Source organism: Catalinimonas alkaloidigena, assembly GCF_900100765.1.
Taxonomy (GTDB): Bacteria; Bacteroidota; Bacteroidia; order Cytophagales; family Flexibacteraceae; genus Mooreia; species Mooreia alkaloidigena.
Genome location: NZ_FNFO01000002.1, coordinates 474,948 through 486,137 on the forward strand (window position 1 = coordinate 474,948; position 11,190 = coordinate 486,137).

12 protein-coding genes are annotated in these 11,190 nt (G+C 54.5%); 6 read left to right on the forward strand and 6 right to left on the reverse strand.

The window, feature by feature from the left end; genetic code table 11:
* Positions 1 to 101: 101 nt before the first annotated feature.
* The 5 genes from BLR44_RS05355 to BLR44_RS05375 form a co-directional block, all read right to left on the reverse strand.
* The gene (locus BLR44_RS05355; RefSeq protein ID WP_089680014.1) at positions 102 to 1,418 is read right to left on the reverse strand and encodes an MBL fold metallo-hydrolase; all 1,317 of its coding nucleotides are present in this window, start codon (positions 1,416 to 1,418) and stop codon (positions 102 to 104) included.
* Positions 1,419 to 1,695: 277 nt separating this feature from the next.
* On the reverse strand, positions 1,696 to 2,349 hold the full coding sequence (locus BLR44_RS05360; protein WP_089680016.1) for a Crp/Fnr family transcriptional regulator: 654 nt from the start codon (positions 2,347 to 2,349) through the stop codon (positions 1,696 to 1,698).
* A gap of 102 nt (positions 2,350 to 2,451) precedes the next feature.
* A complete protein-coding gene (locus tag BLR44_RS05365) occupies positions 2,452 to 2,784 on the reverse strand; it encodes a rhodanese-like domain-containing protein (protein ID WP_089680018.1) in 333 nt (110 codons plus the stop codon).
* A gap of 10 nt (positions 2,785 to 2,794) precedes the next feature.
* Entirely contained in the window at positions 2,795 to 4,210 is a 1,416-nt protein-coding gene (locus tag BLR44_RS05370) for an MBL fold metallo-hydrolase (RefSeq protein ID WP_089680021.1), read from the reverse strand.
* Positions 4,211 to 4,350: 140 nt separating this feature from the next.
* Positions 4,351 to 5,151 carry a sulfite exporter TauE/SafE family protein gene (locus BLR44_RS05375; protein ID WP_089680022.1) on the reverse strand — a complete coding sequence of 267 codons (801 nt, stop codon included), beginning with the start codon at positions 5,149 to 5,151 and terminating at the stop codon, positions 4,351 to 4,353.
* A 189-nt stretch (positions 5,152 to 5,340) separates the two neighbouring features.
* On the opposite strand from BLR44_RS05375, the gene BLR44_RS05380 reads away from it, so the two are divergent.
* The 5 genes from BLR44_RS05380 (at position 5,341) to BLR44_RS05400 (ending at position 9,138) form a co-directional block, all read left to right on the forward strand.
* Positions 5,341 to 5,922 carry a YeeE/YedE family protein gene (locus BLR44_RS05380; RefSeq protein ID WP_089680024.1) on the forward strand — a complete coding sequence of 194 codons (582 nt, stop codon included), beginning with the start codon at positions 5,341 to 5,343 and terminating at the stop codon, positions 5,920 to 5,922.
* Positions 5,923 to 5,939: 17 nt separating this feature from the next.
* Positions 5,940 to 6,437 (forward strand): DUF6691 family protein, encoded by a 498-nt coding sequence (locus BLR44_RS05385; RefSeq protein ID WP_089680026.1) that lies wholly within the window; start codon positions 5,940 to 5,942, stop codon positions 6,435 to 6,437.
* Positions 6,438 to 6,547: 110 nt separating this feature from the next.
* A complete protein-coding gene (locus BLR44_RS05390; RefSeq protein ID WP_089680028.1) occupies positions 6,548 to 6,805 on the forward strand; it encodes a DUF4212 domain-containing protein in 258 nt (85 codons plus the stop codon).
* Positions 6,806 to 6,827: 22 nt separating this feature from the next.
* On the forward strand, positions 6,828 to 8,564 hold the full coding sequence (locus tag BLR44_RS05395) for a sodium:solute symporter family protein (protein WP_089680030.1): 1,737 nt from the start codon (positions 6,828 to 6,830) through the stop codon (positions 8,562 to 8,564).
* Between the two features lie 157 nt (positions 8,565 to 8,721).
* Positions 8,722 to 9,138, forward strand: a complete 417-nt coding sequence (locus BLR44_RS05400; RefSeq protein WP_089680032.1) for a response regulator — start codon at positions 8,722 to 8,724, stop codon at positions 9,136 to 9,138.
* 1 nt (position 9,139) lies between these two features.
* Here the strand turns inward: BLR44_RS05400 and BLR44_RS05405 are convergent, their stop codons facing one another.
* Positions 9,140 to 10,273 carry an FAD-dependent monooxygenase gene (locus tag BLR44_RS05405; RefSeq protein ID WP_089680034.1) on the reverse strand — a complete coding sequence of 378 codons (1,134 nt, stop codon included), beginning with the start codon at positions 10,271 to 10,273 and terminating at the stop codon, positions 9,140 to 9,142.
* Between the two features lie 158 nt (positions 10,274 to 10,431).
* On the opposite strand from BLR44_RS05405, the gene BLR44_RS05410 reads away from it, so the two are divergent.
* A complete protein-coding gene (locus BLR44_RS05410; protein WP_089680036.1) occupies positions 10,432 to 11,073 on the forward strand; it encodes a TetR/AcrR family transcriptional regulator in 642 nt (213 codons plus the stop codon).
* Positions 11,074 to 11,190: the final 117 nt, after the last annotated feature.

Genomic DNA, 11,190 nt, shown 5'->3' on the forward strand with positions numbered 1-11,190 from the left:
TCCAAAGGCAAAGTAAGGCTGAAAAGTTGCATCGTGTGGAAATAAATACCGAGCCAAGCAACCGATAACGGGCTTAGCTTCAGGATTGATGCGTATGTACATTAACGAGCGGTCTGCCCCAGATCAAACACTTTTACAGGCAAGAGACGGGACAGGAGGCTACTCACGATGGTAGAGGGGCCTTCAGTCGAACAAACTACAACCGATTTGTCGGTCGGGATTTCCTGAATGCGGTTACGCCATTCGACCAACGGGAGAGGAATGGCATTGGGGTAGGGGCGTTCGCGTCGCTGTTCGAACCGACAAGAGGTATCGACAATGGTAAAGGCGTGCAATTGCCCGTTTAGGGCATTGTAGTCAAGGATGGGTGAAGGCACGCCCTGAGCTGCGTGCGTCACGAACACGCCTTGCAGATGCTGCTCGTAGCCGATGCTGGCGGTGCGCACCATGGCACGCTGTACCTGTTCGGCCGACGCCCCGGTCAGGTAAAAAGGTTCTTGGTGATCGATAAGCGTACCCAACCAGAACTCAAAAAACGGACATAGAGGGACGTTGATGGCCCCCGGCCAGTGAGATGTATGAAAGGCTGTGGCCTCGCGCACGTCAATCACCAGGTGGTCTGGTTCAGGTTGATAGTTGTCTTCACACCACGCCACTGCCTGCACTGAAGTTGCCAGAGGCGGAAGCCCCCGCCGATTCAACGAACGAATGTACCCCATGTGTGCAGGCAGCACCAGGCGGTCTTTGTTCAGATACCGGCAAAATGCCTCTTCGGACATGGGTTGCAATGCAAAATTGCTGCGTTTTTCGGCCCCCATGTTGCTCCCCCGGGCGTTGCTTACCGAACGGCATTGCAGATATCCCGCACCATGTGCCGGGTATACCTTGACCGAATCGGGTAGGGTGGCCAGTCGTTGGTGAGTGCTATGAAATAACTCCCGACACCCCTGTTCCCACAAGGTTTCCTGCAACGGGGCCGGGTAATCGGGGCGTCCCACCTCGCCGTGCAGCAAGGTATCGCCGGTAAACACGGCCACCGTACGTTTTCCGTAGCGGGCCACGATCGAAATACTTTCGGGGGAATGACCCGGGGTTTCCCAAATCTCTAGCTCTATTTTGCCGAGCCGGAGTTGATCGCCCTCCTGAAGCGGTACGTGCGGAAATTGTGCCTGAGCCTTGGGGCTGATGTAGAGCGTAGCGCCAGTGGCCTGCTGAAGTTCCCGGTGGCCACTGACAAAGTCGGAATGCAGATGAGTGAGGATGACACCCGTAATTTGTGCCTCGTACAACTGTGCAAAATTATAATAAGGAGAAAGGTCCCGCCCGGGGTCGATCAGGATCATCTTCTTCTCATATTCGCTCAGGACAGCGTATGAATAGTGTGACAGATTTTCGTTCGCAAACTGCTCTAACTGCATAGGAAAAGAAAAGAGCGGGTCAATACTCCTCTGATAGACTATAACGGAAAGTTTGTCGAAAAGGATAGGGGAAAGTACTATTCTTCTGGAAGAGGTATAAAAAACAGATTACGGCCCGGTGCGAATCTATACCGGTAAAAATGCCTGAAGATCAGGGACAAATACAGTAATTGTAGTATTAGAAGATATTTAAAAAGTTCAACAATGGGTTTTGTTGCGGACGCTCTTTCTTTGTGCAGTGAAAACGTTTGCGCATTCGGCAGGTGTATAGCCGCCATTACAGCGTATCACAAATGCGGATTTCGTTGCGCGCTAGCATAATCTCCCCCCGCGCTTCCATCTTTTTCAGTAGTCGAGAGATCACCTCGCGCGACGAATTCAGGTCATTGGCAATTTCTTGGTGTGTCAGATGAAGAAGCGAAGAATGTTGCTGCTTGGCCTGATTCTTCAGGTAGAACTCCAGGCGCTCGTCCATGCTGCGAAACGCAATGGCGTCGATGGCGTCCAGCAGCTCTTCGAAACGGGAGCGATACGTCTCAATGACGAAATAATACCAGCTTCGGTACTGTTTCATCATGTCGTCCATCAGGTGAATGGGTACGGTGATGACCTGCACGGTCTCTACGGCTTTGGCCAGCACTTCGCTCTGTTCGCTCTTGGCGGCACAGATCATGGACAGCGCACAAGCCTGGCCCGGTTGGATGTAATACATGAAAAACTCGTTGCCTTCGTCGCCCTCGCGGTACAGCTTCACCCGACCGCCGATCAGCAGCATGACGGATTTAAAGTACTGTCGGGGGCGGATCATCAATTCGCCTTTGGCGACCTCTCTCAAGCTGCCCTCCCGGGCAATAAACGATTTGAGTTCGGGTTCGAACGCAGGAAAGAACTGATCGAGAAGCGATAGCAGGTGAGCGGATTCGGGATGCATAGCAGGCGATACGAAAAGTAGATCTAAAAATTAAACGTACCGCGACGCTGTCGACAGGGCGAAGCATCACGGTACGAAGTAAAATAGTAGGGGAAGAGGCGATTACCGGACCACGTTGCCGCGCCAGCTCAGCATACCTCCCCGCAAATTGTAAAGCCGCGTGAAACCGCGCTCATGCATCAGGCGGCAGGCGCGTCCACTGCGGTTGCCACTCTGGCAGTACACCAAATACGGCTTGTTTTTGTCGAGCTTGTCCAGCTGTGACCCAAACGCAGCACTGGTTACGTCGAGGTTACGCGCCCCTTTCAGGTGGCCGGCGGAAAATTCGCCGGATGTGCGTACATCCAGCACCACTCCTTGCGAGAGTTGCTCGGCAAATGCGGCGGCATCGAGGTTTTCGTAGCCTTTGGGTTTGGAGCGAAATAGATTGAACATGCGCTTGGGTTTAGTGCTTGAGGGTAGAGGGACAAACGTAGTCTGTACGGGGAATGTCGGTCGCGGCAATGTCTTTAAAGCCCCCTTTGATGTTGGTGATGTGTTCCCACCCGCGGGCTTTCAGGATCGACGCCGCAATCATAGAGCGATACCCCCCGGCGCAGTGCAGGTACACCTCCTCGTCGCGCGGAATCTCCGCCAAATGCTGGTTCAGAAAATCGAGCGGAACGTTTTGTGCGTTCTCGACATGTTCGGCGGCAAATTCTCCCGGCTTCCGTACGTCGACTACCGGCCGTGCCGACTGTTTCAATTCAGTTGCAAACGCTTCGGCCGAAATGGAACGGATCTGGTCTACCTCCTTGCCGGCCTGCTGCCAGGCCGCGAGCCCGCCTTGCAGGTATCCGATGACGTGATCGTAGCCGACCCGTGCCAGGCGCGTAATGACTTCCTCTTCGCGTCCCGGCTCGGTAACCAGAAGGATGGGCTGCCGGATATCGGGCACAAGGGTGCCCACCCACGGCGCAAACCCACCGTCGATGCCGATGTTGATGGAATTCGGGATGAACGCTTTGGCAAATACCTCAGGCGCACGCGTGTCGAGCACTAGGGCGTCGTGTTCATTCGCGGCAAACTCAAACGCTTCGGGAGCGAAAGCGCGCTGGCCTTGGGCCATCACGTCGTCCAGACTTGCGTAGCCCTCTTTGTTCAAGCGAGCATTTTCCGGAAAATAGCCGGGGGGCGGCAGCAGTCCGTCGGTCACTTCCTGCACAAACTCGGCCTCGGTCATGTCTGCCCGCAGGGCGTAGTTGAATCGTTTCTGGTTGCCCAGCGTATCGGTGGTTTCCTTGCTCATGTTTTTGCCACAGGCCGAACCGGCGCCGTGTCCTGGGTAGACAATAACGTCGTCGGGCAAGGGCATAATTTTGTCACGAAGCGAATGGTAGAGTTGTGCTGCCAGTTGCTCCTGCGTCAGGTGTGCCGCTTTTTGCGCCAGGTCGGGCCGCCCTACGTCGCCGATAAAGAGCGTATCGCCCGTGAAAATGGCGCGCTCTTTCCCTGATGCGTCGCGTAACAGATACGTGGTGCTTTCGGGGGTATGGCCCGGCGTATGAAGCACCTGCAGGGTGACGTGGCCTACTTTCAGGAGTTCGCCATCCTGGGCGATGTGCGCTTGGAAACGTGTTTGGGCGGTTGGGCCATAGACAATGGTAGCCCCGGTTTTTTGTGCCAGGTCGAGGTGCCCCGAGACAAAATCGGCGTGAAAATGGGTTTCTAGTACGTACTTGATCACGGCCCCTTCGCGTTCAGCTTTCTCCAGGTAAGGCGTTACTTCGCGTAGCGGATCGATGATGGCAACCTCGCCTTCCGATTCGATGTAGTAAGCGCCCTGGGCCAGGCATCCGGTATAAATCTGTTCAATTTTCATGGCTATAATCTATCAGTCGTTTGGTTTCGAAGGTATTGCGGCTTCATAACGAGCGGTACGCGTAGGGAAGAAGCTTTCTGTCAACAAAGCTAGTAATCTGGCCGGGGAGTTTGTGTGACCTGGGTCACGCTCAGGATCGATCAGAAGAATAGCTCTTTAGCTAAAATACCGGTTCCCATCAGCAGTACAAACCAGCCGAACCCGGTTTTGAGGCGTTGCCCGTCGATGCGTTCGGCCAGCGCGCTTCCGATGAAGATACCGGCTATGGCCAAGCTGGTGAAAATCAACAGGAAGTGCCAGTTGACGGCGAAGTGCGACAGGTCGCCCAGAAAACCCAGCAGTGAATTGACGGCAATGATCGACAGGGACGTGCCAACCGCCAGTTTCATGGGCAGGCGGGCCAGGATGACCAGGGCCGGTACGATCAGAAAACCGCCTCCTGCGCCCACCAGCCCCGTTACGATACCGACCAACAGCGCCTTCAGGGCCAACGGAACCAGCGCTTGCGTGGGTGTTTCTTCCTCGGTTGGAGCGGCATCTGCCTTACCTGCGCGGATCATAGAACGCGCTGAGAAGAGCATCACCACCGCGAAAAACAACATGATGAGCAAATTCTTGGAAACCAGCACGTGCCCTACGGTAAACAGGGTCGCCGGAATGGCCGGGACCGCGTAATGGCGGGTTAGAAAAACGGCCAGAAAGGAAATTATCCCAAATAGCACCGCCGTGCGCAGGTCGATCATGCCTTTCCGCGCGTAGCGCACACTGCCCACGAGGCTGGTCGATCCTACAATGAAGAGCGAGTAGGCAGTGCCCGCCACCGGCGAAATGCCCATGAGGTAGACCAGCACCGGTACGGTTAAAATCGATCCTCCCCCGCCGATTAAGCCCAACGACAGGCCGATGGCGACCGAAGCCGCGTATCCTAGCATTTCTATCATGACACAAAGGTGCGCACACGCCAAACGGATGTCTGTGACTAGAATCACACTGCATGCATAAATCTTGCGGCAGGCTTTTGCCGTACATACCGGTGCGTCGGACGGGATTCGGAGTTATGTAACCAAGGTCACAGACGAGCCCGACGCGCCGGGCTAAGTTTGTAGCTGTTTTTAACCTGTAATTTTTTTATGGAAAGCTGGCTTGATTGGATTCGCCAACCCTGGCCCTGGTACGTGGCCGGGCCTTTACTTGGACTGATGGTGCCCACCCTCCTACTGCTGGGCAATAAAACACTCGGTATTTCTTCGTCTTTGCGCCACATGTGCGCCGCCTGTATGCCCATGCGCATTCCTTTCTTTTCGTATAACTGGCGTCAGGAAACCTGGAACCTCTTGTTTGTCGGCGGGATTCTGGTCGGCGGCTGGTTAGCAACCACGTTTCTGGCTAATCCGGCGGCGTTGGTCATTGCGCCAGCCACGCAGGCCGATTTGCAAGCGTTGGGCATTCAGCATTTTGAGGGGTTGTTGCCACGCGAACTCTTTGCGTGGTCGCATCTGCTGAGCGCGCGCGGGTTGGTGTTCATCGTGGCGGGTGGATTTCTGGTTGGGTTTGGCACACGCTACGCCGGAGGCTGTACGTCCGGCCACACGATCATGGGACTGAGCAATTTGCAGTGGCCGTCGTTGGTCGCCACCGTCTTTTTTATGCTGGGTGGTTTCTTTGCGACCTATGTGCTTCTGCCACCTCTGCTGTCCTGGGTACTTTCATAACACAACGCATTTAAACTATGGTAGAAGAAACTCTGGTGCGCCAGCCTGTACGGCCGGCGGCACCCGTGCAGCATGATGCGCCCCGACCGGTGCGCGAGTCGCCCCTCAGTCTGCTCCGTTATCTGGTGGCGGGCAGTGTAATGGGCATTGTCTTCGTAAAAGCAGAAATCATATCCTGGTTTCGGATTCAAGAGATGTTCCGTTTCCAGTCGTTTCATATGTATGGCGTTATTGGATCGGCCGTTCTGGTGGGAATCATTTCAGTACAACTGATCAAGCGCCTACGCCTGAAAACCTTTACAGGGGAACCGATTCGGATTCCGTCGAAGGAGTTCCGGAAGGGACAAGTGATCGGGGGCTTCCTGTTCGGAATAGGGTGGGCTCTGACCGGTGCTTGCCCGGGTCCACTGGCGGCGCAGATCGGCAGCGGCTTTACCGTCATCCTGGTGACTTTCCTCAGCGCCGTCCTGGGAACGTGGGTCTACGGTCGGTTTCAGCACCGTTTTCCGAATTGAGCCTACGCCGAAGCGTCAGATAGCCAAAGGCGCTTTCTCCAGAAAAAAAAGCCGTGGGGCCATCCCTCACGGCTTTTCCTGTTATATTGAGCCACGTAACTTCCTTCCGTATGAGCAATCCACGTATGCGCGCGTACTGGCGGCGTAACCTCCGCTACCTCGTCGTTTTGCTGAGTATCTGGTTTCTGGTTTCGTACGGAGCCGGAATTCTTTTTGTGGAACCGCTGAATCAGATACGCCTCGGGGGCTTCAAACTGGGCTTTTGGTTCGCGCAACAAGGGGCCATCTACTGGTTTGTTGTCTTGATTTTCGTGTACGTATGGCTCATGAACCGCTTGGATCGTGAGTTTGATGTAGACGAAAAGTAACCTTATTTTTTACTACCACCTTATGACTGTTCAACTCTGGACCTACCTGATTGTCGGGCTTACGTTCGCCCTCTACATTGGCATCGCGCTCTGGTCGCGTGCCGGCTCTACTAAAGAATTTTACGTGGCAGGAGGTGGAGTGCCGCCCCTGGCCAACGGGCTGGCTACGGCGGCCGATTGGATGTCGGCCGCTTCTTTCATTTCGATGGCGGGCCTTATTTCCTTCATGGGGTACGACGGTGCGGTCTACCTGATGGGCTGGACGGGCGGATACGTGTTGCTGGCGCTGCTGCTGGCACCGTACCTGCGAAAATTCGGGAAATTTACCGTTCCTGATTTTGTCGGCGAACGCTACTATTCGCAAACCGCACGACAGGTCGCCGTGGTCTGTGCCCTGTTTGTTTCCTTTACCTACGTGGCCGGACAAATGCGGGGCGTAGGTGTGGTGTTCTCCCGTTTTCTGGAAGTAAACGTAACGTGGGGCGTCATCATCGGCATGATCATCGTCTTTTTCTATGCGGTGCTCGGCGGCATGAAGGGCATCACTTATACGCAAGTCGCGCAATACTGCGTACTGATTTTTGCGTTTATGGTGCCGGCCATTTTCATCTCTATCTTATTGACCGACAATCCTATTCCTCAATTGGGCTTCGGCAGTACCACCACCGACGGCACGTACCTGTTGGACAAACTGGACGGCTTGCACCGGGAGCTGGGGTTCAACGCCTACACGAACGGGACCAAAGGAACGATGGATATGTTTTGCATCACGGCCGCCCTGATGTTGGGCACAGCCGGTCTGCCGCACGTCATCGTACGTTTCTTCACGGTTCCGCGCGTGAAGGATGCCCGGATTTCGGCCGGATACGCCCTGATTTTTATCGCGATTCTCTACACCGCCGCCCCCGCCATCGCGGTGTTTGCCCGCACCAACCTGATCAATACGGTCAACAATGCACCTTATGCCGACGTGCCGCAATGGTTCCGCAACTGGGAAGCTACCGGACTTCTGACCTTCGAAGACAAAAACGGAGATGGGCGCATCCAATATTATAACGAAGCGGCGGCCGATGTGCCGCTGGCGGCGCAGGTTGATGCGCCTTTGCAGGGCAATGAACTGACCATCGACCGGGACATCGTGGTGCTGGCCAATCCTGAAATCGCGCAGTTGCCCAACTGGGTTGTCGCGCTCGTGGCGGCCGGTGGTTTGGCGGCGGCCCTTTCTACCGCCGCTGGGTTACTACTTGTTATATCTACCTCAGTTTCACACGATCTTATCAAAAAGGCCATCAATCCTAACATCTCCGAACGCGGCGAGCTAATGGCGGCGCGCATTGCCGCCGGAGTCGCCGTGTGTATAGCCGGAATTTTTGGGATATATCCGCCCGGCTTTGTGGCTCAGGTAGTTGCCTTTGCCTTCGGCTTGGCGGCTTCCTCTTTTTTCCCGGTGATTATCCTGGGCATTTTTTACAAGCGGATGAACCAATTGGGCGCCATTGCAGGGATGTGTTCCGGGCTGACCTTCACCGCCGTATACATCATCTATTTCAAGTTTATTGCCGCGCCGGAAGTGAATGTGCCCGAAAATTGGCTTTGGGGCGTATCCCCCGAAGGAATCGGTACGTTGGGAATGGTGGTGAACTTTATATTTGCGCTCCTGTTTTCGCGGTTTGCTCCACCGCCCCCCGCCGAGGTGCAAGAAATGGTTGAAAACATTCGTTACCCTCGGGGTGCTAGTCAAGTCGTGGCCACGCACTAAGTTTTAGCTGAAAATGAGCAGAGATATTACAACGACACTGAAAAAATAATTTCCATTCACTTTATAGTACAAAAAGAGGTTCCTTTGTGACAGAGATTGTCGGCCTATGGAATCTAGTAAACAAAAACCTTTGTATCCGCAAACCGCTGTTGATGTCATGGAGACCAATCCTTTGGTTTTACTGGTTGACGATAACGACACCGATAACCTCATCAATCGGCGGATGTTGAAGTTGCTGGCGTTTACCGAGCGGACGGTGATCGCCAATTCAGGGCGCAAGGGGTTAGCCTACCTGCGTGAGCACAAGGACAATCCAGAGCAATTGCCCGATTTGGTTTTTCTCGACATCAACATGCCGGAGATCGATGGGTTTACGTTCATGGAAAACTTCTCGGCCCTGGCACCCCAGTTGAAAAAGAAGGTAGTGGTGATGGTACTTTCCAGTTCCGACGATCCTCAGGACATCAACCGGATCACGGCCAATCCTCACGTAGCCTACTTCATCACCAAACCCCTTGATCCCGCCAAGATGAGTGTGGTACAAGAGGTTTTCTCGTACCAGAAAAGCCAGTAACTTATTCTCCGGTAAACGCCACGGCATCAAGCCAGGCCAACTGTCGTTCCTGTAACCGGGCGGGCAGGGCACGGAAGAGCGCATTGCGCGCACCGATCAGCCACCGGTTTTCCCATTGAGCTACCTGTCCTACCCGGCGCGAGGTAGTAATCACATAATGCGTACGCGCCAGGCGTTTCCGCTCGAAACGGCGGAACGCTTCCTCTGGAACGCTACTCGCCCGCAGGCATTCACCTAATATTACCGCGTCTTCAATGGCCTGACAGGCGCCCTGTCCTAAGTTGGGAGTCGTGGCATGTGCAGCGTCGCCTACCAACACGATGTTCCCGAACGCGTAGCGCGGCAAGGGCTTCAAATCACAAATGTCGTTGTGCAAAAGTGCTTCCGGCGCGGTGGCATCTAGCACGGCGGTCACAGGCGCATGGAAGTCCTGAAAAAGTTGCTTCACTTGTGCTAGCGTATAGTTCCGCACTTGCGGATCGCGTTCCGCAGCGTTCAGACAGGCAAACCAGTAAATCCGGTGGTTGGATAGCGGCACCAGGCCGAAGCGCTTGCCTACGCCCCAGGTTTCGGTGGCGGCCGGTAACGACACGCCAGGGTTTTCGAGCACGGCGCGCCAGCAGGTGTAACCGGCGTACCGGGCACGGCTGGACGGGAGCAGTTGCTGCCGCACCGCCGAATGAATGCCGTCAGCGGCGATCAAATAATCCGTCGTAAAGTGGCTGCCGTCCTGGAAATGAACCGTGATGGCTTCGCCTGCGGTCGTGAAACCGGTGGCTTGTTTTCCCAGATGCACTGTGGTATAGCAAAGCTGGCTGCGCAAAAGATCGTGCAAATCGGCACGGTGAACGGCCACATTAGGAAAGGCGGTCGGTACCGGCGCCTCGGAAATAAGATCACCTCGCTGGTCGAGAATGCGCAGACCGGGCAACGGGTGCCCCGCGTGGAGCACCTGATCGTCTATACCCAGATGATGATAGGCTTTAAGCGCATTGCTGCTGAGGGCTAAGCCTGCGCCAACCGGATGTAGTTCAGTGGTCGCGTCGAAGAGATGAGGACGGAGACCGATTTTTTCAAGGGCAATGGCGGTCGTCAGACCTGCAATGCCGCCCCCGACGATGCTGATGTTTTTCATAATGATATTCGAAAGAGATGGAGAGAACCGGGGTAAAAGCGGGTTTAGCTTTACGGAAGCTTGTGGATAGGAAGTAAAATCGATTTAGCTCCGCTGAGCTAATGCAAAGATAAAGGGGTTTTGTATTTTTAGCTCCGACGAGCTAAAAATAATTTTCTATGCAGGAAAAGATCGTAGCACATGCCGTAGAGGCATTCAATCAGGACGGGATTACCCGCACCACGCTTCGGAAAGTAGCGCAGGGGTTGCAGATGAGCGACGGGCACTTGCGGTATTACTTCAAAACCAAAGAAGATCTACTGCTGGCCACCTACCAAAGCCTGGAAGATGCCATCACCGCGCAGGTTCCTCGTGTGGACGAAGCGTTTACTGTGGTGAGGTTTCGGGAGCGCTTGCTAAGCGTGTTTCGTCTTATGTACCACTATCGGTTCTTTTTTCTGGAGACGCCGCAGCTGTTGCAACAGTACGGGCAAGTGCTGCAAAAATTTCAACGGCTGATGGAAGGTCGCCGCCATGCGTTCGTGCATTTGTTTCGCGGGTATCAACAAACCGGCGTGTTTCGGCCCGATGCCGACGAAGCGATTTTTCCGTTGCTTTGGGAGCAGTTTTTTGTGATTGGCGACAACTGGGTCAAATACGTGGTTTGGCGCCAGCCGTCGGAAGAAACGTTAGAAAGGGAGATAAGCTACTACGCACAGGTGTGTGGTGCTTTGTTTCTCCCTTATCTAAACAATGAACTGCGTCCACAAATGCAGGAGTGGGTGAAGCAGGGTGCTGGGAGGAAACCTACTTCATTGTAGACACAGTGGGAATCTGGTTGCTTCTGAACAATTTCTCTAACCTGAAGCTCAGGCTGCCGTTGCTGGTCGGTGGCATTTGTAGAGAAACCGTTCCCCAGATCCTCGTCTTCGAACCCA

What these genes read in the sequence shown, in the direction of transcription:
- BLR44_RS05355 (WP_089680014.1), bottom strand. Translation starts at nt 1,418, where the DNA reads ATGCAGTTAGAGCAGTTTGCGAACGAAAATCTGTCACACTATTCATAC.
- BLR44_RS05360 (WP_089680016.1), bottom strand. Translation starts at nt 2,349, where the DNA reads ATGCATCCCGAATCCGCTCACCTGCTATCGCTTCTCGATCAGTTCTTT.
- BLR44_RS05365 (WP_089680018.1), bottom strand. Translation starts at nt 2,784, where the DNA reads ATGTTCAATCTATTTCGCTCCAAACCCAAAGGCTACGAAAACCTCGAT.
- BLR44_RS05370 (WP_089680021.1), bottom strand. Translation starts at nt 4,210, where the DNA reads ATGAAAATTGAACAGATTTATACCGGATGCCTGGCCCAGGGCGCTTAC.
- BLR44_RS05375 (WP_089680022.1), bottom strand. Translation starts at nt 5,151, where the DNA reads ATGATAGAAATGCTAGGATACGCGGCTTCGGTCGCCATCGGCCTGTCG.
- BLR44_RS05380 (WP_089680024.1), top strand. Translation starts at nt 5,341, where the DNA reads ATGGAAAGCTGGCTTGATTGGATTCGCCAACCCTGGCCCTGGTACGTG.
- BLR44_RS05385 (WP_089680026.1), top strand. Translation starts at nt 5,940, where the DNA reads ATGGTAGAAGAAACTCTGGTGCGCCAGCCTGTACGGCCGGCGGCACCC.
- BLR44_RS05390 (WP_089680028.1), top strand. Translation starts at nt 6,548, where the DNA reads ATGAGCAATCCACGTATGCGCGCGTACTGGCGGCGTAACCTCCGCTAC.
- BLR44_RS05395 (WP_089680030.1), top strand. Translation starts at nt 6,828, where the DNA reads ATGACTGTTCAACTCTGGACCTACCTGATTGTCGGGCTTACGTTCGCC.
- BLR44_RS05400 (WP_089680032.1), top strand. Translation starts at nt 8,722, where the DNA reads ATGGAGACCAATCCTTTGGTTTTACTGGTTGACGATAACGACACCGAT.
- BLR44_RS05405 (WP_089680034.1), bottom strand. Translation starts at nt 10,273, where the DNA reads ATGAAAAACATCAGCATCGTCGGGGGCGGCATTGCAGGTCTGACGACC.
- BLR44_RS05410 (WP_089680036.1), top strand. Translation starts at nt 10,432, where the DNA reads ATGCAGGAAAAGATCGTAGCACATGCCGTAGAGGCATTCAATCAGGAC.